Raw genomic sequence first — 25,016 nt, forward strand, 5'->3', positions numbered from 1 at the left:
TGTGGGCCGATGTGGCTAGGGCGAACGCTCCATGCGTTCCATCCTTTCAAAATTCGCTGATCCGATGATCGCGGTATTGTTGCTGGCAACATTGCTGGCGAATATTGTGCCTGCAGTTGGCGAGGCGCGTGTCATTGCTCAGCACATTGCGAACGTGTCGATCTTCGTGCTGTTTCTCGTCAATGGCATTCGCATCGCGCGCGGGGAGATTTTGCGCGGTTTCGCCAATTGGCGTTTCTTCCTGCCGCTCTCTTTGTTCGTATTCGGCGTGATGGCGGCCGCGGGTCTAGGCGTGTCGCATATTGCGGGCCTTTATTTGGAGCCGCGCCTGGCACTCGGTTTCCTTTTTCTTGGGTGCCTGCCTTCTACCATTCAGTCGGCCACCAGTTACACGACGCTGGCAGAAGGCAATGCGGCGCTGTCCGTGGTTGGGGCGGCGCTCATCAATATTCTCGGCGTGTTTGTGACGGCGCCGATCTTTGCGCTTCTGGCAGGCGGAGAGGCCGCGCAATTGGGCAATGAGGTCATCATCCGCATCGGGCTGATCCTGATCCTGCCATTTGTGATTGGGCAGGCGATCCAAGGCTATTTCCGCGATTGGGTGACGGAGCGCAAAGACACTGTGGTCTGGCTTGATCGGATCGTGATTGGCATTTTGGTTTACGTCGCGTTCTCAGGTGCGATTGAGCAGGGGCTGCGCAATATGACAGACGGCAGCGGGTGGCTGTTCTTCGCGGTGCTGACGACCGCCTTTATGCTGCTCGCGAATGTCGGCGCTTGGGCGGCCAGCGGTGTTCTGGGATACCCGCGCGCAGACCGTATCGCTTTTCTATTCGCGGCGGCTCAAAAGAGCGTGGCGATTGGCGCGCCGCTCGCTGCGATTATGTTCGCGCCCGAAGTGGCCGGTTTCGTGATCGCGCCGCTGCTGCTGTACCATTTGTTGCAGCTGCTGTTGGCGGCACCTTTGGCAGCACATTTCAAACAGCAAAAAACCTAAGCTGTTACCTCGGCATCTTCCGGATTGCGGCGGTTATGCCGGACCGACCACCACAGCGACAACCCGATCAGAACCGCGCCCAGTAGACCCGTAATCGTCTCGGGAATGTGATATTTTGCCGATACGAGCATGATGACGCCCAATGCGATGATCGCCCAGAATGCCCCGTGTTCGAGGTAGCGATATTGCGCGAGCGTGCCGGTGCGCACGAGGTGGATCGTCATGCTGCGCACAAACATCGCCCCGACGGAAAGGCCCAGCGCAATGATGACCATATTGTTCGACAGCGCGAAGGCTCCGATCACCCCGTCGAAGCTGAAACTTGCATCCAGCACTTCGAGATAGAGAAAGCCGCCAAGGCCGGATTTGACTATCTCGCCAGCAGCTTTTTTGCGTGCTTCGCGTTGTTCAATCAGCGCGCCCAGCGCATGCACTGCGATAAAGGTCAGTAGGCCGAGAAGAGCAGCGGTGAGAAAGGTCAGCGCGTCGCCGGGCGAGAGCAAAGTCGAGACGCCATAGACTAGCAGCAAAACCAGCCCGATCTCCACCGCAGGCACGCTGCTAAAACGGTTGATACTGCGTTCTAACACGCCGATCCAATGCACGTCTTTGTCGCTGTCGAAGAAGAATGTGAGGCCGACCATCGCCAGGAAGGCCCCGCCAAAACCGGCAATAGAGATATGCGCGCCGGATACGATTTCCTCATAGCGCACAGGGTCGTTTAGCGAGAGATTGATCGCCTCCAGCGGGCCGAGGTCCGCAGCAATTGCGACGATCGCGATGGGAAAGACAATCCGCATGCCGAACACCGCAATCAGGATGCCGATGGTCAGGAAACGCTGCTGCCACACTGGGTCCATGTCGCGCAGCACGGTTGCATTGACGACGGCGTTATCGAAGCTTAGCGAGACCTCCAGGATCGAGAGCACAATCACGATCCACAGAATCCCGAGCGTCGCGGTGACCGAGCCTGTGCTGGCCCAGCCATACCAAACGGCCAGCGCGAAACAGATCGCGGTAAAGATCAGCGAGAAGCTGTAATAGCGAAGCAGGGTTTGCATCGAGCGGTGCCGGGCTCAGTCTTTTGGCTGATAGGTTTGATCTTTGGTCGGGAAGGTGCGCGCGCGCACCTCCTCTGCATATTTCTCAACCGTCTTGTCGATCATGCCTGCGATATCTTCGTACCGCTTTACGAAGCGCGGAACCCGCTCAAACATGCCGAGCATATCTTCCGTCACCAGCACTTGCCCATCGCACTGCGCAGATGCGCCAATGCCAATCGTTGGGATTTCCAGCTCTTTGGTGAGCGCGACAGCAATCGGCTCCACCACGCCCTCAATCACCACAGCAAATGCGCCGGCCTCCTGTACAGCCTGACCATCGCCAATAATCTTCTCATGCTCCTGCTGAGAGCGCCCGCGCGCCGCATATCCGCCCAGCACATTCACCGCCTGCGGGGTGAGGCCAACGTGAGCCATCACCGGAATGCCGCGATTGGTGAGGAAGTCGATCGTCTCCGCCATGGCGACGCCGCCTTCCAGCTTGACCGCAGCGCATCCGGTCTCCGCCATGATCCGTGCGGCGGTATCGAACGCCTGCTCTTTCGATGCCTCGTAGGAACCGAACGGCATATCGACCACCACAACGCTGTGATAGCTGCCCCGGACCACCGCTGCGCCATGCGCAATCATCATTTCTGGCGTTACTGGCAGGGTGGAATCGAGCCCGTAAATCACCTGGCCCAACGAATCTCCGACGAGCAGCATGTCGCAATGCGCATCGAGCAATTGCGCCTGCCGCGCGGTATAGGCGGTGAGCATAACGAGCGGCTCTTTGGTCACGCCGTCTTTCTTGTGGTCGCGAATGCGCGGCACGGTCAGCCGCTTGCGCGGTTTAGGCGTGGGAGTGGCGCGGCTGGTGCTTGTATCAAGCTGAAAGGTTGTCGACATGCGGGCTCCTTTAGCCAAGGCCAGCCCGATAGGCAAAAGTGGTAATATGTAAAAGAGCAAAAACCGGTAGCAAGCGCTTGGCCTCGCGCGGTTTTACGGGCAGAAGACAGGGAATATGACATAAAGCGCTGCACGAGCGCAGAAATTGAGGGATGACAGGATGGTTGCTACCACATCGGGCTCGCGGGAGGGTTGGTCCTCGCGCACAGCGTTTATTCTGGCCGCAGTGGGCTCTGCCGTGGGTCTGGGCAATATGTGGCGCTTCCCAGCTGAGGCTGGCGAAAATGGCGGCGGCGCATTTGTGCTGTTCTATATATTCTGTGTGCTGCTGATCGGTCTGCCAGTGCTCTTGTCCGAGGTTTTGGTTGGCCGTCACGGCCAGGCCTCTGCGCCGGAGAGTGTGCGGCGTGTTGCGGCGGACTCCGGGGCTTCGAAGGGGTGGGGCATTATCGGGTCTATGGGCGTCTTTGCCGCCTTCCTGATCCTCAGCTTCTACTGCGTCGTGGGTGGATGGGTGCTTTATTATATCGGCGTCTTCGCAGGCGATTTGTTCCAGACCGGGTTAACCGGGGGCGCTTTTGAAGGGCGCGCTGCGAGCGACATTGAAGGGTTGCTGCCCGGGCTTTTTGGCAATGGCGGCCTGATGGTCGGGCTCAATTTGGGTTTCCTTGCGCTCACCTTCTTCTTCGTGGCGCGTGGTATCTCGAGCGGGATCGAGTGGGTTGCAGTGTATCTGATGCCGCTATTCTTCGTGCTGTTCTTAGCGATCACGATTTACGGTGCATTCACGGGCAATTTTGGCGAAGCGGTTTCGTATCTTTTCACCTTTGATTTCTCCAAATTGACGGGCGAGGTTATGCTCGCCGCAGTTGGGCAAGCGTTCTTCTCGCTGTCGCTGGGTGTGGCCGGAATGATGACCTATGGAGCTTATGCCAGCCGCGAGACTAATCTGGGCAAAACCTCAGGCATTATCGCCAGCGCGGACACGGGTGTTGCGCTGCTCGCGGGTCTTGCAATTTTTCCGATCGTGTTTGCGGCTGGTCTTTCGGCCAGTGCAGGGCCGGGCCTGATGTTTGCCTCACTGCCAGTGGCGTTTCAGCAGATGCCGTTCGGTTCGCTGATCGGGCTGTTGTTCTTCATCATGATCTTCTTTGCAGCACTTACCAGTTCGGTTTCCTTGATGGAGGCCCCAACGGCATACACGCTTGAGAAGTTCAAATTGCCTCGCCCGGTCGCAACCGCGATTGTCGGGGTTGGTGCGGCGGTGCTGGGCATTCTGTCGTCACTCTCATTCAATGACATGGCAGAGTTTTATCCGCTCGGCTTTATTCCGCTGTTCGCAGAGACCAACTTCTTCGACACGCTGGACGGTATCACGGCCAAGCTGTTTATGCCCATTGGCGCGATCCTGACCTGTGTTTTTGTGGGCTGGATTGCGGATGCGCGGTTGATTGATGATGAGAACGGCCTTGATGGTGCGCTGCATCAGATTTGGCGCGCTCTGGTGCGGTTCGTCTGCCCGATTGTGCTGACCGTCATTTTGGCTTTTGGTCTGTTTGGCTGAGGTAACTTTTCGCAGGCGATTGCGAATCATGCGAAATTAGAACATAAGCGGAACAAATGAGTCGTTCCGCTGTTCTTTCTGCGCCTTTTTTTGGCCGATCTGATGCTGCTCCTCTGGCTGACCGGCGCAGTGCGTGTTGGCGTCCAGGGCTGGCCGCTGTGCAGGATGCGCCTTGTCATAGCGAGGTTTTTGCACCGGGCGGGGAGGCGAGCGGCGCTGCGGCTGCATTGGCATTGGCGCTGGATAATTGGCGGCATACTCCGCACACGGAAGCGGTTCAGGCGCAAGAGGATTTGCGTAGCGTCCTATGGGTTCAGACAAAGGAGGCGATCCGGCTGGGTGGACGCCCCTTTCGAGCAGGTTTGCCAGAGCCGCTGCGAGCCCGCGTGATCCATGTTCGCGCAGAAAGCTGCGCGGATGCTTTGTTTGCCCTTGAGGAAGGGGTGCGATGCCGTGAGATCGCTTTTGTTGTCGGAGAGTTTGCGGGCAATCCGCGCGCGCTGGACTTCACCGTTTCGCGCCGCCTGACCCTGACCGCTGAACGCCATGGTGTGCCGCTGTATCTGGTGCGTTTGGATGCACAGCATGATCTATCATCGGCGCGTATGCGGTGGGATGTTATTTCTGCGCCCTCGCAGTCTTCGAAATGGAACGCGCAGGCACCGGGAGAGCCGGTTTGGCATGCTGAGCTGTTCCGCGCGCGTGGTCACCCACCGGGCACTTGGTTGCTTAGTGAACGGGCGGCTCGTTTGTCTGCCTGTAAACCTATGCTGGCGGATAATGACACTCAGGGTGAGATCAAGAACGCGCATTGGGCGGCTGGTTTGGCCACTGGCATGGGACGCGCTGCGCCGCGTTCAGCGGTCTGGTGACGGGTGATGGCGGGGCGGGGCATGTAATAGAGGCACAACCACATCGCCGCATCCTCTCGCTCTGGCTGTGCGATCTGGCGCTGGACCGCTGGAGGTTGGCGCAGGGTCTTAAGCGCGGTGAAGGTGCGGATGCGCAGCCGCTCGTTTTGATTGCCGACACGGCGCATGGCCCCCGGATTACCGCGGTTAATCGCGCCGCAGCGGAAGAGGGCGCATGTGTCGGCACAATGCTGGCCGATGCGCGCACGCTGTGTCCTCATATCGTGACTGCTCCGGCTGATCCCGCCGGTGATCGTGCCTTCCTTGAAAAGCTCGCCGTGTGGGCGCTGCGCTGGGGGCCTTGGACTGCGCTTGATGCGCCCGATGGTTTGCTGGTCGATGTCACCGCAGTCGCGCATTTGTTTGGCGGAGAGGCGGGTTTGCTGGAGGATGTTCAAACCAGCTTCGCACATCGCGGCCTTACGGTTCGCGCCGCGATTGCTCCTACGGCGGGTGCAGCTTGGGCAGTATCGCATTTTGGCTATCATTTTGCTGGGCCAAGGAGTGCGATCATTGGCCCGCAAGATGATCTGGCCTCGCGCCTGTCTGATCTGCCCGTCGCGGCCCTGCGCCTTGACGATGCTGTGCTCACCACTTTGCGGCGATTAGGCCTCAAGCGGCTCGGGCAATTGACCGTGATCGAAGCGGATGAGGAGAACCGCAAAGAGGTCGGCCGCGATGCCTTGCAGCGGCGTTTTCGCAATCGCAAATCGCCCGCTTCCAATCCATTGATCCGGCTGGACCAGATCCTTGGCAAAGTGCCCGAGCCTCTTTTGCCGGTCATTCCGCAGCGCATGCCGCTAGTGCAGCGGCGTCTGATGGAGCCGATCCGGCATCGCAGTTTGCTGGATCAGGTGTTGGCCGATCTGGCTACAGATATGGCGCGCGAGCTGGACGGTAAGGCGCAGGGAGCGCGGCAGCTGGAGCTGGGCCTATGGCGGGTTGATGGTGAAGTGATAATTCGCAGGCTGGAGCTTGCCTCTGCCACGCGTGATCCGGCGCATATATGCTGGCTGTTTGCGGCCAAGCTTGATGATGTAGAGGCCGGCTTTGGGATAGAGATTGTGCGTCTGCGCGTCAGCTGGGCCGAGCCGGTGGAGCTAGATCAGCGCGATTTTGAGGCAGCAGCAAAACAGCATGGCACTTCGCTATCGGCCTGCATTGACCGGTTGACTGTACGGCTGGGGGAGGGCGCTGTGACCCGCCCAGTGCCCTTCGCCAGCCACATTCCAGAACGCGCACAGCGCTGGCAAAAACCGCTTGATCCGCAGCCTGCTTCTCAAGGTGAACTGGCCTTTCACAAACGCCCGCTCAAGCTGCTCGACCACGCAGAGAGGATCGCAGTGCTCTATGCAACGCCTGATGGCTATCCCAAGCGGTTTCGCTGGCGCGGCATCGTGCATGAGGTGTCGCGCGTCGAGGGGCCGGAGCGCATCGCGCCAGAATGGTGGCGTGAGCGCAGCACGGCGCGGCTACGCGATTATTACCGGATCGAGGATGATCGCGGCCGCCGTTATTGGATTTATCGGCAGGGCATCGTTGGCGATGGGCGCGGCGGATTGCCTGATTGGTATCTGCATGGGATGTGCGCATAGGATTGTAAAAGAACGTTCGTTCTGTTATTGATGCGGTCATGCCTAGACAAGCCGCCCAGACACGCGATCAAATTCTCATAAAAGCTCTAAACGCGATTTGGGATAAGGGTTTCCATGCTCTCTCGATCGACCAGCTCACTCGTGCGACATGTGCAAGCAGGCAGGCGATCTATTCTCAATTCGGCAACAAGCATGCACTTTATCTCGAATGCTTTGAAGCTTACCGCGAAACAGTGGTTCGACCCGCGATTGATCGTTTATTCGCTGCACAAGACGGTCTCTCGGCAATCACTGCCTATTTCGAAGCACAGATATCTCTAGCGGAGAGTTATGGTTTGCCGGGGCCTGGCTGTTTTGTCGGAAATGCAATGACTGAGACAGCACCGCATGATCCCCAGGTGAGGATCCGGGTCGAGAGCCACAACACCTTGCTGAAAGATGCATTTGCTGCCGCACTCGCGAGTCCCGGCTTGAACCTGACGCGCGAAGATCAGCACGATCTCGCCAACATTCTACTGGTGGCTGCCCAGGGCATATGGGCCATGTCGCGTATCACAAATTCTGCTTCAGAATTACGCGAGCATGCAGTCCGGTTTGTGAATATCGTTAGGGAGCGCGTTCAACATGTCTGAGATCACCGAACATCGTCCCACCATTAGCCGAGGCTTCTGGCTGGCGTTGGCCGCAAATTTTGTCTGGATCAATATCTCGGAAGTCTGGCGATATCTCTATGTCGTCCGACCAATGTTGCTCGAAGAAAAAGCTGGCTTGTCCGGGATTGCGCCTTTTGATCTGACAACCTTCGCGATCTGGGGTGTGTGGGATACTCTGCTTATTGTCTCATGCACGGCATTCTTCTGGATGTGGTTTTCTCTTCGCGGGGCTGGCTTGCAGCAGGCTATGTTGGCGGCGACGTCCTACGCAGTGACAATCTTTGGCCTGATTTGGATTGGTATCGCCAATATGGGGTTAGCATCGTTCCAGTTCTTTTGGGTCGCGACGCCTCTCGCATGGGCCGAAATGGCAATCGCTGCGACAATGACAGCCGCGATCTTTCGCGCGAGCTAGATCGCTAACCCCCTGTTAACCAGATGATTTAAAGCGCCTTTATCCACCCGCTTTAAGGTGGATTACCAATGGATCTGATAACACAAATTTACATCGCCGACTTTTTGAGAAGGAATGCATGATGATAAAGCTGTCAAAGCGAGTTTGTGTAATCGCCGCGCTTTTTGCGAGCAGTAGTGCGCTTGCAGCCGATTCAGGCTGGAGCATTTCTGAGGCGGACGGCCAAGTCTCTGTCATGCGCGGTGACAAGCCTCTTTATGGGGCAGCGGGAACGCGCCTCCAAATAGGGGATGTCGTTCGCACTGCCAAAGGTGCCCGTGCGGTGCTGGTCCGTGAAGATGAGTATTTGATCGTATCGCCTCTGGAGCAAGCGCGCATAACCAAAGCGCAAGAAAGCGGAGTTGTGGCGCAGCTTATCGACACATTGGGCGGCATGTTGTTTGATAACAAAAACACTCAATCGCAGAAGAGCCTGCAGGGGCCAATGAATGCTGCTGTAACCAAGGGCTTTGGCAAAGAGAAAAAGACGCCGTAACTGTCTGAAACGCGCAGGTTGAACGACTGAGGTGACTTGACTGCGGAGCTGGGGGTATGACCGAGCTTGCGTTCAACTAGATACGCTTGACCGTTAATCAGCAAGCGTCGTTTTATCCGCTCCGGCCTGCTCAAACACTTTAGAAACTCTGTCTAAACCATTGGTGGATATAGCGTAGTTTCTGGCGTGCCCATTGTGAGCGCGCTTGAGCAGTTGGGGCTGAATGGCTGTGTCGGTATTGCGCGGGAACATATTCAAAGACGAATCTGCTGGGCCGCTAGTGGCCCTCGCGGTTTCGGCACTTTTTGCACTCATCGCGCTCATGAGCGGATTTGCCACAAGCTGGGAAAGTGGCCTGCGAGATGCCCGCGATGGCCTGAGAGAAACTTCCGCCCCAAGTGATATCGTTATAGTCGAAGTTGACGGCCGATCCTTGCAGCAATTGCCGCGGTGGCCTTGGCCGCGCGGTCTTTATGCTGATGCAGTGACTGAACTTAATCGATTGGGCGCTGATCAAATCGCATTTGATCTCGAGTTTTCAGCGCATTCCGATCCGGATCAGGATTTGCAATTTGCACGGGCTCTCGAGGATCTGGACAAAAAGGTCATTCTGCCGACCTTTCGCCAGGTCAATCAGAGTGCTGATGGCCCCGTCGTTTCAGAAGCACTGCCGATAGAGATCCTGCGCGAGCACGCTTTTCTAGCATCGGTAAACGTGATCCCGGAAGCTGATGGCCGCATTCTCCAATATCCCTATGGAACAGTAACAGACAACCTGCCGCGTCCCTCGCTCGCAACCATGCTAGCAGGAGACGCAGGAAAAATGGGCGAAGCATTCCCCATCGATCAAGCGATTGCGCCAGCATCCTTTGATCGGATTGCATTTGTCGATTTGATCAATGGCGATGTCGCCAGAGAGAAGATTGCCGGCAAGCAGATATTGATTGGCGCGACCGCTGTTGAGCTCGGGGACCGCTATCCAACATCGCTGTTTGGTGTTCAGCCCGGCGTAGTTATCCAGGCGCAGGCTGCCGAAACATTGAGCAAGGGAAGAATTCGGGCTGATGTAGGTCAGCACGCCCCAGCGTTGGCGTGTTTCGCCCTTCTGTTATGGGCTTGCCTGTCCAAACGTTGGCGGTCGCATGCGCTCCTGATTAGTGTTGGTCTGGCAGGGACAGTTTTGGTGGCGGCACTCACTTTGGATCAGCTGTCCCTCGCTTATGTCCAAGTGGCAACGGCCTTTGTGCTTTTGGGGGCTTTCGCAGCGGTTAGCCGCGTCATCAGGCTCTTGCACAATTTGCAGGCCGCGCGCCTCACTGATCCCGCCTCTGGTCTTTCCAATCGCTGGTCTATGGAAAATGCGGCCGAGGAGGCAGAGATGCCAGCTTTTGCGGTTGCGCGGATTACGGACACTGATCAGATCGAAGCACTCGCCAGCGGTGATGCTTTGGCGGATATTGACCGCGCGATTGCTCACCGACTGAGCGTGCTGACAAGTGATCTGCAGGTTTACCGGATTGAGCGAGGTCTGTTTGCCTGGTTCGTAAACGAGCAGGCAGCGGGCGAACTGGATCCACATTTTAGCTCAGCTGCCAATCTTCTGAACTTGCCGATCGAGCATGCTGGCCAAAAGCTTAAGCTGAAGCCAGTTTTTGGTTTTTCCCAGAGCTCGTTGGCGGACGCTGTCGCTGCATCTGAATTCGCTCAGCGCAAAGGGCAGCAATGGTCTGCAGCACATGACGAAATGGGCAAAGAAGCCCAATATAAGCAATATATTATCGCTGAGCTTGATGCCGCTTTGGAAGACGGGTCAATCAGCGTTCATTACCAGCCCAAACTCGCCTTGGCCTCCGATACGATCTCTGGTGCGGAATGTCTGGTGCGCTGGAACAGCGCCAGCCAAGGCTTTATTTCGCCTGCCGATTTCATCCCGATTTTGGAAGAGCGCGGAGAGACAGGCCGTCTGACGCTGTTTGTGCTGAAAGATGCGATTGCCAAAGCCTCAGCCATGTATGAGGCGGGCATGCCGGTAAATCTAGCGGTCAATCTGTCGGTTCAATTGCTGGCGGATGCCCCGTTCATTGATGAGGCTATCGCTTTGATTGGGCAGTTGCCACAGTCGCCAAAAACGCTGCTGACAATCGAAGTGACCGAGAGCGCGCCTAATGACGACCCAGAAATCGCAAAGGCTGTTTTGTCGCGTCTTCGTCAGGCAGGTGTCAGAATTTCGATCGATGATTATGGCACTGGGAACGCGACGCTCAATTATCTGAAGGAATTTCCCGCAAACGAGGTCAAACTCGATCAGAGCTTTGTGCGAAATTTGAGCACCGTTCAGTCAGACCTCCTCATGGTGCGCTCGACGATTGAGCTGGCTCATGCGTTGTCATTCCAGGTAGTGGCTGAGGGTGTTGAGGACGCTGAGACGCTGGAGATCTTGCGCGCCGCTGGATGTGACTACATTCAGGGCTGGCATATCGGCAAGCCTGTGCCATGGGCTGACTTTGAATGTGAACTTCGTAAGGCAAAAGCTGAGAGTCAGCAAAGGGCCACTGCCAAAACCGCGTAGTACGGCGGAAGAACCGCTTCAACTGGAGAGGGTACGGGCCCGATAGCCTCCCGCAAGGGCTGTAGGTGGCCTCTTTTAAAGTCAACAAACACGCCTTTTTCTACGCAGTTGATGCAATTGAACAAGAAGTGCCCTATATGGGCCGAGCTTACGTCGCATGCGACGGATTTCGGGAGCATTGCTCCCCATATCCCTTTCTAGCCGCTGACAGCTGTGTGGCGCCGATTTTGGCGTTGCCCGAAATTTTGAATCAAGGTTACATATATGACTATCGGAACTGTAAAATTCTTCAACACTGACAAAGGTTACGGCTTTATCGCACCTGAAGACGGCGGGGACGACGCGTTCGTTCACATCTCGGCTGTTCAGCGCGCTGGTATGACCACGCTCGAAAAAGACCAACGCGTGTCTTATGATCTTGAGCCAGATCAAAAAGGTAAGACGTCAGCTGTGAATATCGCAGCTGCGTAAACAATGTTGGCGGTGCGGGCGGCGTATTGCTGTCCGCACCGCACACCAAAATTGCTTCTAATCCCGACTTAGCCCCTAGCCACAAGCCCAGCGCGCCGTGAACGCTTCTGTGCAATCGGTATGTTTCCGAATTTTGCGACCGGGCCGCTTGTGATGGTTTCTACTGTCACGGTTTCATCCAAAACCCATTTCGGCAGGGCTTGCTCGAAGCTGAGACCGCATGCACCGTCTCGAGCCCATATAACACTACAATAAAACTCGTGATTGCCCCATCGGAGCATACCTGACGCGCCTTCGGCTGGCAGGCTTTCGACATCGAACCGTGCGCCCATGGTAGAGAGGTCTACCAAGCGCCCCTCGCGGCGACCAGTAACTGTTGTGAGTGACGCGGTGCAATTTACGCTTGAACGTTCATGCGCACGCCTCTCCGCTGGCACCGCTGTTGTAGCGTTTGCCATACCAAAACGACCCATTTCATTTACCTCCTGTATGCCCCCAGGAATGGCCAGTTTGTGGCGCCGCAATGGTTAAGATTGGCTTTGAAAATATGGTTACCGCGCCATCTGTATGAATACGTGGATGAATAATTGGGAAAATAAAAAGGGCCCGGAGGCGTTTCCGCCACCGAGCCCTTTAGGGTGCGACCTTATGGTATTATTAGCTTGCGCTGAAAGGCAGTGAGCTGTGATGCAGGACGATGTCCAGTTCGCCATCTTCACCGCGCTCGTAAGCGAATGAGTACTCAACCTTGGTCTCATTGCCGTCTGTGCCAGTGAAGTAGTAATTGCCCATGGCCACTGCCATGTCGCCGTCTTCGTCGATCACAGTGCCGTTATTTTCCCAGCGAACTGCTGTGTAAGGCGCGATCGCAAAGCCGCCATCTTCGGTGCCTTCGGTGCCCACGAAGTAGCTGAGTGCTTCTTCAGTGGTTTCGCGGAATTGATCTTCGGCAGCCAGAGTTGGCTTGAACAGCACAGTTGCGTCGTCGCCATATGCATAGTGCGCTGCGATATGCTCTGCTGCACGGGTGCTGAAATCGCCTTCGTCAGTGAAAACCTGGCCAATCGCAACAATGCCTTCGCCCCAAGCTTGCTGAGCTGCTTCTACTTCAGCGGCAGTGATAGGGTTGGCAGTGCCTTCAGCTGTGTCAGCTGTTGCGGTTTCGCCGCATGCAGCAAGTGTCAGTGCGCTTGCGCCAAGAACTGGAACTAGGATCAACTTCTTCATTACATACTCCCTTGAGAAGAGCGTTTGCTCGCTCTCCTGAAAAAACAGTGCGGCTGAGCGCCGCTGGTCACGTCCGACATCACGAGTAGGATTACTCGCCAGAGGGGCCCGGTCCGTGCCGATAATACGCATGCGGCCAGTTTGGGTTCCCGTGCACATGAAAGTTTGTTGCATCTTTTGCGATTGGCTAATTCAGTATAAGAACATAATAAGAACATATGGCGGAGCGCAACAGACAGCACAGTACATTAGAGAAGCTCGAAATCCTGGCCGATGCGGCGAAATATGATGCGTCTTGCGCATCATCGGGCACGGCAAAGAAGAACTCGCTGGGTGGGAAAGGCTTGGGCTCAACCGAGGGGATGGGCATTTGCCACGCTTATGCGCCTGATGGCCGGTGCATCTCGCTGCTCAAGATATTGCTGACCAATCACTGCGTGTTTGACTGTCATTATTGCATCAACCGCAAGAGCAGCAATGTGCGCCGCGCGCGCTTCACGCCGCAGGAGGTGGCGGACCTGACGATCAGCTTTTACCGACGTAACTATATCGAGGGACTGTTCCTCTCATCGGGCATTGTGAAAAGCTCGAACTATACGATGGAACAGATTGTCGAAGCGGCGCGGATCCTGCGCGAGGAGTGTGACTTTCGCGGCTATATCCACCTCAAGACCATTCCAGAAGCGGATCCGGAGCTGGTGCATCAGGCGGGGCTTTATGCGGACCGTGTATCGATTAATGTGGAGCTGCCGACCACCAGCGGGCTAACCCGGCTAGCGCCTGATAAGGACGCGAAGCAGATCGAGGGGGCGCTGGCCAAGACAACCACTGACATTGTCGAGGCGAAGGATGCGAAGAAGCGCTTTCGCCATGCGCCGCGCTTTGCCCCGGCGGGCCAATCGACCCAGATGATTGTTGGCGCGGATAAGGCCAGCGATGCGGACATCGTCGGCAAGGCGAGCCACCTCTATTCGAGCTACCGTTTGCGGCGGGTCTATTATTCCGCCTTCAGCCCGATCCCCGATGCGAGTGCTGTACTGCCGCTGAAACGTCCGCCACTGATCCGCGAACACCGCCTCTATCAGTCCGACTGGCTGATGCGGTTTTATGGCTATGCACCGGATGAAGTGGTGCAGGCGACCGACACGGATGGCAATCTGCCGCTCGATATTGATCCCAAGCTCGCCTGGGCATTGAAATTTCGTGAGCGTTTTCCGGTCGATGTGAACCGCGCGAATAAAGAAGAGCTTCTGCGCGTGCCGGGGCTGGGCGTGACAGCGGTGCGGCGCATTTTGACAAGTCGCCGATACCGGACTTTGCGGCTGGATGATGTGGGCCGGCTGACGCAATCGATCACCAAAGTGCGCCCCTTTATCTGCGCATTGGATTGGCGACCAGTAACGCTGACGGACCGCGCGGATTTGCGCAGCCTGCTGGCCCCGAAGCAAGAGCAGCTTGAGCTGTTTGCGGTATGAATATGGTTGCACAGCTTAAAGGCGCGGCGCGCTTCACTGTTGCTATGCCGCGCTCCGATGATTTCGACTATTGGCGCGAGCAAGCGCGGGTTCTGGTGCAATGCGATATCCCGCCAGATCATGTGAGCTGGACGGAGCCGGGCGGCACGCAGGATCTGTTTACTGATACAGGCGGGGTTTTACCTGAGCCAGCTGATGCAGGGAAATTGGTCCGCGCGCCCAAGCGGTTCCTTGCCCTCGCACGTAATGCCGCGCTGCATTCCAACCCTCAACGCTTTGCTTTGCTCTACGGCCTGCTGTGGCGGCTTCAAGAAAGACCGGGGATCATGCAGGACAAGGCCGACCCTGATGTCCGGCGGCTGGAAGAGCTCGATAAAAATGTCCGGCGCGATAGCCATAAGATGCATGCCTTTGTGCGCTTTCGTGAGGTGCGCGAGACGGCCGAAAACGGTTCCAATGTCGAGCCGCATTACGTCGCCTGGTTTGAGCCTGACCATCACATTTTGCGCGCCAATGCTGGGTTCTTTAAGCGCCGTTTTGCCAATATGCGCTGGTCGATTTTGACTCCGCGCGGCAGCCTGCATTGGGACACTGAGACCATCCGCGAAGGCCCACCTGCGCAGCGCTCTGACGCGCCTGAGGGTGATCCAACCGAAGATTTGTGGCGCACCTATTATGCCTCAATCTTCAATCCGGCGCGGCTGAAAGTCTCCGCCATGCTGTCGGAAATGCCCAAGAAATATTGGAAGAATATGCCCGAGGCGGCGCTGATCCCTGAACTGATCGCAAGCGCGCAATCGCGCGAGGCGCAGATGGTGAGCGCTGGCGAGCGGGAGGTGCGGGAGCGCCCGACGAGCCTTGTAGATATAGAACGCGGTGTCGATACGTGTCGCGATTGCCCGATCGCTAAATGCGGTACGCGCACGGTTATGGGTGAGGGGCCAAGTGGTGCAACGCTGATGATTATTGGCGAGCAGCCCGGTGATCAGGAGGATCTGGCAGGACGGGTGTTTGTCGGGCCTGCAGGGCAAGTGTTGGATGCGCAATTGCAGCGCGCCGGAATTGATCGCAAAGCGGCTTATGTCACCAACGCAGTGAAGCATTTTAAGTTTGTGCAGCGGGGCAAGCGGCGTCTTCATCAAAACCCGACTGCAAAAGAGATCGACACCTGCCGCTGGTGGGTGGAGGCGGAGCGTGCGATAGTTAAACCAAAGCTTGTGTTAGCTTTAGGTTCAAGTGCGGCGCGCAGTCTACTCGGCAAAACGGTGAGCGTGAAGCAGGTGCGCGGCGCACCCATTACGCTGCAGGACGGTTCCGAATTGTGGGTGACGGTTCACCCCTCTTACCTGCTGCGCCTCGACGGTGATGCGCGCGCAGAGCAAGAGGCGTTGTTCGCGGCGGACCTTGCGGCGGTGAAATCACGCCTTGCGGAAGTGGCGTGATGAAATGCCTGACGCACCGTTCACCCCTGATAAACGCACGCTGGAGCTTGATCCCGATCTGATTGAACCGCCGCAGTGCGCGCCTTTTGTCGAGCTGGGACTGGTTAGCTGCTTCAGTTTTCTACGCGGATCATCCGATGCGGTTGATCTTGTAATGGCCGCTCGCGAGCTAGGCTATGACGCGATTGGAATTGCCGATGCGAACAGCATGGCAGGCGTGGTGCGCATTCATACCGAAGCGAAAACACTTAAATTGCGGCCCATAATCGGCACGCGAATTGAGACGGTCGAGGGGCTGAACTTCCTCGCTTACCCACGGAATCGCGCTGCTTACGGGCGGCTGTGCCAGCTCATCAGTGCCGGGCGGATGCAGACACTCAGCGGCGAATGGCAGGAGAAGGGCGTGTGTGAGATCATCCTCCCCATGCTTGCCGCGCATGCAGAGGATGTGCAGCTCATCTTGCTGCCGCCGGATGATTTAGCGGCGAAGCTCACAATTCCCGCATGGGGCAACAATGTCGTGGCGCTTGATGGCAGCGAGCTGGACAGTGATGTCAGCGGCCCGTTTCACGAGCTTCTACCGCATCTTGTTGCTGGCCTTCCGACACTGCGCCACATCGCCGCAAGCTATCTCTATCGCGGCGATGATGTCGCCCGTATCACGCGGCTTGATATGCTGGCGAAAGCGCATGATCTCTCGATCCTCGCCAGTAATGATGTGCGCTATCATGCGCCTGAGCGCCGCCCTTTGAATGACGTGATGACCGCAATTCGTCACAAGACGACGGTCGCCAAAGCAGGACATTTGCTCGTCCCCAATGCGGAGCGGCATCTCAAGCCGCCTGACAAAATGGTGACGCTGTTTGAGCGCTGGCCCCATGCGATTTCGGCGGCGCGCGAAGTCGCAGATGCGTGCCGCTTCAGCCTTGATGAGCTGCGCTATGAATATCCAGAAGAGCAATATCCCGATCGGATGAGCCCGCAGGAATATCTGGAGGTTGCGACATGGCTGGGGGCGGAGCGGCGCTATCCACTCGATTTGTATCCGCATGGTGTGCCCGATGATGTTGTCGAAACATTGGAGCGAGAGCTGGCACTGATCGCGAAGCTTGAGCTCGCGCGATACTTTCTGACGATCAAGGAAATCGTCGATTTTGCGCGGAGTGTTGACCCGCCAATCCTGTGCCAAGGGCGGGGCAGTGCAGCCAATTCTGCCGTTTGTTACTGCCTCGAAATCACCAGCGTTGACCCGGCTAAGCACCAGCTACTCTTCGACCGTTTCATATCAGAGGAACGCCGCGAGCCGCCAGATATTGACGTCGATTTTGAGCATGAGCGGCGCGAGGAAGTGATCCAGCATATCTACGAAAAATATGGCCGGCATCGGGCTGGGCTAACTGCGACGGTTATTCATTATCGCCCGCGCATGGCCATTCGTGAAGTTGGCAAGGCGATGGGGCTGAGCGAGGATGTCACCTCGGCACTTGCAAAAACCGTCTGGGGTTCGATGGCGAGCGAGCTGAGTGACCGGCATGCGGCGGAAACTGGCATGGATCTCAGCGACCCGCATTTGCGCCGCGTGCTAGCGCTGACCGAGCAGATGATCGGTATGCCGCGCCATCTCAGCCAGCATGTCGGAGGCTTTATCCTAACCGAAAGTGCGCTGACGCAGACTGTGCCGATTGGTAATGGCGCGATGGCCGACCGCAGCTTTGTCGAGTGGGACAAGGACGATATTGAAGCGCTCGGCATTCTCAAGGTCGATGTGTTGGCGCTGGGCATGCTCACCTGCATCAAGAAATGCCTTGATCTGCTGGAAGCGCATCATGGCCGGGCGCTGACACTGGCGACGGTGCCGCGCGAGGATGAAGAAACTTATGCGATGCTTCGCAAGGGCGACTCGCTTGGCGTGTTTCAGGTGGAAAGCCGCGCGCAAATGAACATGCTGCCGCGGCTGCGCCCGCGTGAGTTTTACGATCTGGTGATTCAGGTGGCGATTGTCCGGCCCGGCCCGATTCAGGGTGATATGGTGCATCCCTATCTCAAGCGGCGGCGCGGGGCCGAACCGGTACGCATTCCAGCGCCTGGCGCAAAACATGGACCGCCTGACGAGCTGTCGAGCATTCTGGGGCGCACTCTGGGCGTGCCGATTTTTCAGGAACAGGCGATGAAAATCGCGCTGGATGCTGCGAAATTCACTTCAATCGAGGCGAATCGTTTGCGCAAGGCGATGGCGACATTCCGCAGTCGCGGCATGGTGCACGAGCTGGAAGATATGATGGTCGGGCGCATGGTTGAGCGCGGCTATGATGCCGAATTTGCGCAGCGTTGTTTCAATCAGATCAAGGGCTTTGGAGAGTATGGCTTTCCTGAAAGTCACGCGGCGAGCTTTGCGCATCTGGTCTATGTGTCGAGCTGGCTCAAATGCCATTTTCCTGCTGCCTTTGCCGCTGCGCTGCTCAATTCTCAGCCGATGGGTTTCTATGCCCCGGCACAGATTGTGCGCGATGCCCGCGAGCATGGGGTCACCGTGCTGCCTGCTGACGTCAATCACTCGCAATGGGATTGTACGTTGGAGGAGTCTTTTCCGGATGCGGGCGGCCCGGCACCCGAGCGTGAGCGAGCAAAAGAAGGCCCCCATCTCGACACACACATCGCGCTACGCCTTGGCCTGCGCCAAGTTGATGGTTTTTCCGAAGCAGTGGCGGCTCAGCTGATCGCGGAACGTGATGCGGGTGGGCTTTACACTGATGTCACTGATCTAAGAGATCGAAGCCGTATCGCGCCATCGCATATTGAGCGGCTCGCTAGTGCCGATTGCTTTGGTTCGATTGGCTTGTCGCGTCGGCAGGCGCTGTGGGATGCGCGCAGCCTGATTAGCGGGCCTGATTTGCCCCTGTTCGCCCATGCGGCAACACGTGATGAAGGGGCAGAGGCCAAGCGCACGCAATTGCCGATGATGCCGATGAGCGAAGAGGTCGTGACGGATTATCAGACCACGCGGCTCAGTCTAAAAGCGCATCCATTGAGTTTCCTGCGAGCTTCGCTGGCAGAGCGCGGGTTTGTCCGGGCTTGCGATCTCAGAGAACGCAAATATCGCTCCATGGTGCAAGTGTCAGGCGTGGTGCTGATCCGGCAGCGGCCCGGCAGCGCCAAGGGTGTGTGCTTTATTACGCTAGAGGATGAAACCGGCGTGGTGAATGTTGTTGTTTGGCCTGACCTTAAGGAGAAGCAGCGCCGCGTTGTCATGGGCTCACGCTTGATGGAGGTGCGGGGCAGGGTGGAATATGATGATGAGGTTATCCATGTGATTGCCCAGCATATGACCGACGCGACGGATCAGCTCTATGGGCTTTCCGATGATATGCTCGATGCACCGCTTGCGCGGGCGGATCACGTCAATACGCCGCTGCCTGCACATGGCCGCAAGCCGCCTTCAGTGCGGGACGAAGCCTATCAACCGGTCGAGCCGTGGGAGGAGCCGTCGCCTAACAATCGCTCAGCTGGGTGGCATCATACGCCTGGTTCCGGCGGCCATCCGCGTAATGTCCGTATCATTCCCAAATCGCGCGACTTTCATTAGAGGTACTGCATGGCACGCTCCTCTTCTGCGCCCCGCTATGATCGCAAGCTTGGGCGCTTGATCGCGAAGTTTCCTTTTCTCGCGCTGATACTGTTCGCTGCGCTTGGCATGTCAGGATGGTTCTGGCTGAAAGATCACCCGCAGCATGACCCGTGGGCACCGCTTGATCTGAACCATCCCGCGGGCTGGGCTACGGATCGTAAATTGCTCGCCCTTCGCGAGGATGTGCCGTCGTGCCGCGCGGTGTTCGAACGCTCTGATGTGGCCATTACTGCGTTGGAGCCGCAGGGTGATGGGCAGTGCGCAAGGCCCGATCGAACTCGGCTCGATACGCTGCCGCTCGCGCCGAACCACCCGGCAACCACATGCCCAGCGGCGCTCGCGCTAGAGCTGTGGCGGCGCAACGCTCTAGCTCCCATTGCGCGCGAGCTGTTTAATAGCGAAGTTGCACAAGTTCAGCATCTTGGCGTCTACTCCTGCCGCCGCATGTACGGCAGTGACAGCGGCCCGTGGAGCGAGCATGCGACCGGTAATGCGATTGATATTGCAGGGTTTGTACTGGCCGATGGGACTCGCATCAGCGTGTTAAATGACTGGAATGAGGGCGGGGCAAAGCAGGCTTTCCTGCGCCGCGTGCGCGACGGGGCCTGCAACAGTTTCTCAACTGTGCTTTCGCCTGATTACAACGCTGCACATGCTGATCATTTCCACTTTGATATGAGCGACCGCTGGGCCGGAGTGTGCCGCTAAACCACTGGGGTAGTCAGGCCTCGAGCGAGTACCCGGCAGAGCGAACGGTTCGGATTGGGTCGCTCATGTCACCGATAGTAATCGCTTTGCGCAGTCGCCGGATATGAACGTCAACCGTGCGCAATTCGATATCGCTGCCGGTTCCCCAGACGCCATCGAGCAGCTGATTACGGCTGAAAACGCGGCCCGGGCTTTCCATGAAAAACTTCAGCAGCCGGTACTCGGTCGGGCCCAGATGCAGCGTCTCGCCGCCGCGCTGAACTTTGTGCGCCACCGGGTCGAGCACTAGATCACCCACACCAATCGTTTCACCCGCCAGCGCTGGGCGAATACGCCGCATAACGGCGCCAATGCGAGCCAGCAATTCGCGCGGCGAAAACGGCTTTGTCAGATAATCGTCCGCGCCGGTTTCCAGCCCGCGCACCCGGTCATCCTCCGTCTCGCGCGCTGTGAGCATAATGATTGGCACATGCGCAGTGTCTTTATCGCGGCGCAGGCGGCGACAAACTTCAATGCCGCTGGTCCCCTCAATCATCCAATCGAGAATGACCAAGTCGGGCGCCTCTTCGCGCGCCAACAGAATCGCTTCATCACCATCTGCGGTGCTGCGAACTTGATAGCCCTCTTTGCTGAAACGGTATTCGAGAAGTTCCGACAAGGCCGGATCATCTTCTACCAAAAGTAGTTTTGCCGCGCTCACAATGTCACCCCAAATTCAGCTGGTGCTGATCTCCTGGACATTGGCTTATGACCTTTCAGCTACATTTTTATGTCAATTATCGCTGTCGAGCGGATAATCACCAGTGGCGGCATAATGCACCATCTCGGCAACATTGGTTGCGTGGTCACCAATCCGTTCCAGATTGCGGGCAACAAACAGGAAGTGAGCCGCGCTGCTGATTGTCTTGGGGTTTTCAACCATGTGGCTCACCAAGTTACGGAAGATGGAATCGTAAAAGGCATCAACCTTTTCATCGGTTTCAATCACTTCGCGGGCCAATTGCGCATCGCGGGCGGCATATGCGGTCAGCACATCATGTACCATTTCTGCGGCCACGTCAGCCATAGCGGGCAGCAAGGTCAGTGGTTCAAACCGCTCACGTTCGGTTACTTTGGAAACGCGTTTTGCGATATTTTTGGCATAATCGCCGATCCGCTCAACGACGCCGGCAATCTTGAGCGCCGCAATCACTTCGCGAAGGTCATCAGCCATTGGCGCACGCAATGCGATTACTCGCACAGCAAGCTTGTCAATCTCGGTCTCAAGCGCGTCGATCTTACTGTCGCCTTTGACAACCTTCTTAGCGAGCTTTTCATCGCCGCGCACCAGAGCGTCCATCGAATCTTGCACAGCGACTTCTGCGAGGCCGCCCATTTCCGCGATCAGACCGCGCAGGCGCGTGATGTCTTCATCAAAGGCTTTGACTGTATGTTCGTTCATCAGTCTTCTCTCCTCAACCGTATCGGCCGGTGATGTAATCCTGCGTTCGTTGCTCGTGCGGATTAGTAAATATGTCCGTTGTACGACCATACTCTACCATCTTTCCGAGATGGAAAAAGGCCGTGCGCTGAGAAACTCTGGCGGCTTGTTGCATCGAGTGTGTGACAATCACGATAGCATAGCGCCCATTGAGATCGTCGATGAGCTCCTCAATCTTTGCGGTCGCGATCGGATCAAGCGCAGAACATGGCTCGTCCATGAGGATAACTTCTGGGTCCACGGCAATCGCACGCGCGATGCATAGGCGCTGCTGTTGGCCGCCGGAAAGAGCTGTGCCGCTATCCTGCAAGCGGTCTTTCACCTCATCCCAAAGGCCCGCGCGCCTCAAAGACTTTTCGACAACCTCATCAAGCTCAGTCTTACCCTCGGCAAGTCCGTGGATCTTGGGCCCATAGGCGATGTTATCGTAAATGCTCTTGGGAAACGGGTTGGGCTTTTGGAAGACCATGCCAACCCGCGCGCGCAGATGCACAACGTCGAGCTGCGGGCTGTAAATATCCTCGCCATCAAGCGTGATCTTGCCTTCGACGCGCGCCGTTGGGATTGTGTCATTCATCCGGTTGAGCGTGCGCAAGAAAGTCGACTTGCCGCAGCCAGACGGGCCAATAAATGCTGTCACATATTTTGTCGGGATTTCGATCGACACATCATCAATCGCCATCTTGTCGCTGTAATATACAGAGACACCTTGCGCGCTCATTTTGGCGTCGCTTTCTTCGAGGTTCGTATGAACTACAGTCACCAGGTTTTCTCAAATTTGTTGCGCAAATAAATGGCGAGGCCGTTCATTAGCAGAAGGAACAGCAAAAGGACGATAATCGCAGCGGACGTCCGCTCGACAAAGCCGCGGTCAATCTCGTCGGACCACAGGAAGATCTGCACGGGCAACACTGTGGCTGGCGAGGTGAGCCCGTCAGGCGGCGAGGCGATGAAAGCGCGCATGCCGATCATCAAGAGCGGTGCCGTTTCGCCTAGCGCTCGGGCCATGCCGATGATGGTGCCAGTCAGGATGCCGGGCAGGGCAAGCGGCAGTACGTGATGGAACACCACTTGTACGGGTGATGCGCCGACCGCCAGCGCGCCATCGCGAATGCTCGGCGGCACGGCTTTGATAGCATTGCGGCCGGAAATCACGATAACGGGCATGGTCATCAACGCCAGCGTCATACCGCCGATTAGCGGAGCAGAACGCAAGTTGGGGAATATGGTCAAAAAGACTGCGAGGCCGAGCAGGCCAAAAATGATCGAAGGGACAGCGGCAAGGTTGTTGATCGAAACCTCAAGGAAGTCGGTCCATTTGTTCTTGGGCGCATATTCCTCAAGATAAAGCGCCGCGAGCACCCCGATCGGGAAGGCCAGCAGCAGAGTGATGAACATGGTCAGCATGGAGCCTTTAAGCGCGCCCCAAATGCCCACTTGCTGCGGGTTTGTCGCGTCGGAGCGGGTTAGGAAGCCGACGTCGAATTTCTTTTCCAAATGGCCTTGGTTGACAAGTTCTGCCGCCATTGCCTGCATCTCTGCCGACCCCTCACCGGAATATCCCGAGGCAAGGTCTGCGCTCGCTGGCAGAGACAAGGTGACTTCCTTGCCCAAAATCGACGGGTCAGCGGCAATGATCGCCGCTGCATCGCGCCAAGCGTCGCTATCAAGCTCTTCGGCGGCTTCTTCGCCCAGCGCTTGCTCGGCATAGAAATCTATCACAGCGGGCAGACCCTGTGCCTCAAGTGATTGTGCACCAGCAGGCCCAGCAAGCGAGTTCGCATCGCCTGACAGACCGGCTTCGGAAAAATCAATCGGTATGTTCATCTCAACGCGCTGGAAGCCGCCAATGCCGTTTAAGGTCATAGACCCAAGCAGGAAGATAAGCACAGCGACCGAGAACAGAATTGCGCTCAGGCCAATCAAGCGGAATCGCTTCTCAGCAGCGTAGCGCTGCTTCAGGCGCTTCTCGAAAGCCTCCGTGCGGAGAATAGATGCGGTGTTATCACTCATACGCTTCGCGGAACCTTTTTACGACGCGTAAGGCGATGAAGTTGAGACCAAGGGTGACGAGGAAGAGCACGAAGCCCAGCGCAAATGCGCTGAGCGTTGCGGGGTGATCAAAACTGCCTTCGCCGGTGAGCATGGCCACGATTTGCACCGTGACCGTGGTCATGGAATCGAGTGGATTGGCTGACAAGTTCGCAGCGGTGGATGCCGCCATTACCACGATCATGGTTTCGCCAATCGCGCGGCTGATTGCGAGCATAACGCCCGCCACAATGCCCGGCAAAGCAGCGGGCACAAGCACCTGGCGGATGGTTTCCGATGTTGTGGCGCCCATGGCGAGGCTGCCATCGCGCATCGCCTGAGGGACGGCGGCGATGCTGTCATCCGCCATGGAAGACACGAATGGAATGATCATGACGCCCATGACAAGACCAGCGGCCAGCGCGCTTTCGCTGGAAGGGTTGGAGAAGCCGAGCGAGATAGCCATGTCGCGAATTGCGGGGGCGACCGTCAGTGCCGCAAAATACCCATAGACTACAGTCGGTACGCCCGCGAGCACTTCAAGCGCCGGCTTGACCCAAGCGCGCAGGCGAGGGTGCGCGTATTGAGTAAGGTAAATCGCGCTCATCAAGCCCAGCGGAATGGCAACAATCATCGCAATGATCGCCCCGATAAAAATCGTGCCCCAGAATAGCGGGATCGCACCAAAACGGGTGCCATCAGGGTTTTCCGGATTGCTCATCGGGTCCGGAGACCAGAACGTTCCAAACAGGAAGTCGATGGGCGAGACCATGCCGAAAAAGCGGATCGTCTCAAACACGAGGCTGACCAGGATGCCGAGCGTCGTAAGGATTGCGACGAGCGAGGCGAGCAGCAGAATGGTCATTACCGTCCGCTCGACCCGGTTGCGCGCGGTGAAGTCTGGTTTGAGGCGCAAGAATGACCAAACGCCGCCGAGGAATGCGATCAGCAGCGTAACCACAAGCCCGATCATGTTATAGCGGCCGATCGCTTCGCGGAATGGTTCAACCAGGCCAGCGGCCTGCTGATTAAACACTGCTGGCGCGGCTCCGGTGGCGACTGCGCGCGCCTCTTTCAACAAGGTCTGACGTTGAAAATCGAACTCGGGTAGGTCAGCCGCAGCCTCGCTCGCTAGAACGGATTGTGTCACGAGTGGCGGCGAAATCGTGCTCCACACAGCGATGAACAGGATCACCGGGAGCACGATCCATAGCGCGACGTACCAGCCATGATAATTTGGCAGGCTCACCAAGCGCGCATTTTGGTCGCGGCGGAAGCTCCAAGCACGCGCGCGCGCCGCAAGCCAGCCAGCCAGCCCTAAGCCAAGCACCAAAAGAAGCAGAATAATTGGCGACATGCCCCGCTACTG

22 protein-coding genes are annotated in these 25,016 nt (G+C 57.2%); 13 read left to right on the forward strand and 9 right to left on the reverse strand.

Features of this window, described 5'->3' with window-relative positions; all coding sequences use genetic code 11:
* Window positions 1-31: 31 nt before the first annotated feature.
* Window positions 32-997, forward strand: coding sequence for a bile acid:sodium symporter (locus tag ACFCXQ_RS09870; protein WP_379550144.1), 966 nt, complete (start codon window positions 32-34; stop codon window positions 995-997).
* Here ACFCXQ_RS09870 and ACFCXQ_RS09875 read toward each other — a convergent pair.
* The gene (locus ACFCXQ_RS09875; RefSeq protein WP_379550146.1) at window positions 994-2,058 is read right to left on the reverse strand and encodes a DUF475 domain-containing protein; all 1,065 of its coding nucleotides are present in this window, start codon (window positions 2,056-2,058) and stop codon (window positions 994-996) included. The two genes, ACFCXQ_RS09870 and ACFCXQ_RS09875, sit on opposite strands and share 4 nt — an antisense overlap.
* Window positions 2,059-2,073: 15 nt before the next feature.
* A complete protein-coding gene (gene panB / locus ACFCXQ_RS09880) occupies window positions 2,074-2,946 on the reverse strand; it encodes a 3-methyl-2-oxobutanoate hydroxymethyltransferase (protein ID WP_379550148.1) in 873 nt (290 codons plus the stop codon).
* A 160-nt stretch (window positions 2,947-3,106) separates the two neighbouring features.
* Here panB and ACFCXQ_RS09885 point away from each other — a divergent pair, with 160 nt between their 5' ends.
* From ACFCXQ_RS09885 to ACFCXQ_RS09920, 8 genes are all read left to right on the forward strand, one after another.
* The gene (locus tag ACFCXQ_RS09885) at window positions 3,107-4,510 is read left to right on the forward strand and encodes a sodium-dependent transporter (protein WP_379550150.1); all 1,404 of its coding nucleotides are present in this window, start codon (window positions 3,107-3,109) and stop codon (window positions 4,508-4,510) included.
* 56 nt (window positions 4,511-4,566) lie between these two features.
* Window positions 4,567-5,382 carry a hypothetical protein gene (locus tag ACFCXQ_RS09890; RefSeq protein ID WP_379550152.1) on the forward strand — a complete coding sequence of 272 codons (816 nt, stop codon included), beginning with the start codon at window positions 4,567-4,569 and terminating at the stop codon, window positions 5,380-5,382.
* Window positions 5,379-7,016, forward strand: a complete 1,638-nt coding sequence (locus tag ACFCXQ_RS09895) for a Y-family DNA polymerase (protein ID WP_379554620.1) — start codon at window positions 5,379-5,381, stop codon at window positions 7,014-7,016. The genes ACFCXQ_RS09890 and ACFCXQ_RS09895 overlap by 4 nt, the downstream gene beginning before the upstream one ends.
* A 38-nt stretch (window positions 7,017-7,054) precedes the next feature.
* Complete coding sequence (locus ACFCXQ_RS09900; protein WP_379550154.1) at window positions 7,055-7,648, forward strand: TetR/AcrR family transcriptional regulator; 594 nt, start codon at window positions 7,055-7,057, stop codon at window positions 7,646-7,648.
* The gene (locus ACFCXQ_RS09905) at window positions 7,641-8,084 is read left to right on the forward strand and encodes a hypothetical protein (RefSeq protein ID WP_379550156.1); all 444 of its coding nucleotides are present in this window, start codon (window positions 7,641-7,643) and stop codon (window positions 8,082-8,084) included. Before ACFCXQ_RS09900 ends, ACFCXQ_RS09905 begins: the two co-directional genes overlap by 8 nt.
* Window positions 8,085-8,202: 118 nt before the next feature.
* A complete protein-coding gene (locus ACFCXQ_RS09910) occupies window positions 8,203-8,619 on the forward strand; it encodes a hypothetical protein (protein WP_379550158.1) in 417 nt (138 codons plus the stop codon).
* A 223-nt stretch (window positions 8,620-8,842) separates the two neighbouring features.
* Window positions 8,843-11,188, forward strand: a complete 2,346-nt coding sequence (locus tag ACFCXQ_RS09915) for an EAL domain-containing protein (protein WP_379550160.1) — start codon at window positions 8,843-8,845, stop codon at window positions 11,186-11,188.
* Window positions 11,189-11,452: 264 nt separating this feature from the next.
* Window positions 11,453-11,659 (forward strand): cold-shock protein, encoded by a 207-nt coding sequence (locus tag ACFCXQ_RS09920; RefSeq protein ID WP_379550162.1) that lies wholly within the window; start codon window positions 11,453-11,455, stop codon window positions 11,657-11,659.
* Window positions 11,660-11,727: 68 nt separating this feature from the next.
* Here the strand turns inward: ACFCXQ_RS09920 and ACFCXQ_RS09925 are convergent, their stop codons facing one another.
* Both ACFCXQ_RS09925 and ACFCXQ_RS09930 read right to left on the reverse strand, forming a co-directional pair.
* On the reverse strand, window positions 11,728-12,132 hold the full coding sequence (locus ACFCXQ_RS09925) for a PilZ domain-containing protein (protein ID WP_379550164.1): 405 nt from the start codon (window positions 12,130-12,132) through the stop codon (window positions 11,728-11,730).
* A 184-nt stretch (window positions 12,133-12,316) separates the two neighbouring features.
* Window positions 12,317-12,886: a phosphoribosyl-AMP cyclohydrolase gene (locus tag ACFCXQ_RS09930; RefSeq protein WP_379550166.1), complete on the reverse strand. Its 570-nt coding sequence runs from the start codon at window positions 12,884-12,886 to the stop codon at window positions 12,317-12,319.
* Between the two features lie 218 nt (window positions 12,887-13,104).
* Here ACFCXQ_RS09930 and ACFCXQ_RS09935 point away from each other — a divergent pair, with 218 nt between their 5' ends.
* The 4 genes from ACFCXQ_RS09935 to ACFCXQ_RS09950 are packed head-to-tail and all read left to right on the forward strand — an operon-like array spanning window position 13,105 to window position 20,136.
* Window positions 13,105-14,361: a putative DNA modification/repair radical SAM protein gene (locus ACFCXQ_RS09935; RefSeq protein ID WP_379550168.1), complete on the forward strand. Its 1,257-nt coding sequence runs from the start codon at window positions 13,105-13,107 to the stop codon at window positions 14,359-14,361.
* Window positions 14,358-15,803: a UdgX family uracil-DNA binding protein gene (locus ACFCXQ_RS09940; RefSeq protein ID WP_379550170.1), complete on the forward strand. Its 1,446-nt coding sequence runs from the start codon at window positions 14,358-14,360 to the stop codon at window positions 15,801-15,803. Before ACFCXQ_RS09935 ends, ACFCXQ_RS09940 begins: the two co-directional genes overlap by 4 nt.
* A 4-nt stretch (window positions 15,804-15,807) precedes the next feature.
* Window positions 15,808-19,386, forward strand: coding sequence for an error-prone DNA polymerase (locus tag ACFCXQ_RS09945; protein WP_379550172.1), 3,579 nt, complete (start codon window positions 15,808-15,810; stop codon window positions 19,384-19,386).
* Between the two features lie 9 nt (window positions 19,387-19,395).
* Complete coding sequence (locus ACFCXQ_RS09950; RefSeq protein WP_379550174.1) at window positions 19,396-20,136, forward strand: extensin family protein; 741 nt, start codon at window positions 19,396-19,398, stop codon at window positions 20,134-20,136.
* Window positions 20,137-20,149: 13 nt separating this feature from the next.
* Here ACFCXQ_RS09950 and phoB read toward each other — a convergent pair whose 3' ends face one another.
* The 5 genes from phoB to pstC all read right to left on the reverse strand — a co-directional run bounded on the left by phoB (window position 20,150) and on the right by pstC (window position 25,004).
* The gene (gene phoB / locus ACFCXQ_RS09955; RefSeq protein WP_379550176.1) at window positions 20,150-20,836 is read right to left on the reverse strand and encodes a phosphate regulon transcriptional regulator PhoB; all 687 of its coding nucleotides are present in this window, start codon (window positions 20,834-20,836) and stop codon (window positions 20,150-20,152) included.
* 72 nt (window positions 20,837-20,908) lie between these two features.
* Window positions 20,909-21,577, reverse strand: coding sequence for a phosphate signaling complex protein PhoU (gene phoU / locus ACFCXQ_RS09960; RefSeq protein ID WP_379550178.1), 669 nt, complete (start codon window positions 21,575-21,577; stop codon window positions 20,909-20,911).
* A gap of 13 nt (window positions 21,578-21,590) precedes the next feature.
* Entirely contained in the window at window positions 21,591-22,337 is a 747-nt protein-coding gene (gene pstB / locus ACFCXQ_RS09965; RefSeq protein WP_379554622.1) for a phosphate ABC transporter ATP-binding protein PstB, read from the reverse strand.
* A 38-nt stretch (window positions 22,338-22,375) separates the two neighbouring features.
* Entirely contained in the window at window positions 22,376-23,629 is a 1,254-nt protein-coding gene (gene pstA / locus ACFCXQ_RS09970) for a phosphate ABC transporter permease PstA (protein ID WP_379550180.1), read from the reverse strand.
* A complete protein-coding gene (gene pstC / locus ACFCXQ_RS09975) occupies window positions 23,622-25,004 on the reverse strand; it encodes a phosphate ABC transporter permease subunit PstC (protein WP_379550182.1) in 1,383 nt (460 codons plus the stop codon). The genes pstA and pstC overlap by 8 nt, the downstream gene beginning before the upstream one ends.
* Window positions 25,005-25,016: the final 12 nt, after the last annotated feature.

Source organism: Qipengyuania rhodophyticola (genome assembly GCF_042493225.1).
Classification (GTDB): Bacteria; Pseudomonadota; Alphaproteobacteria; order Sphingomonadales; family Sphingomonadaceae; genus Erythrobacter.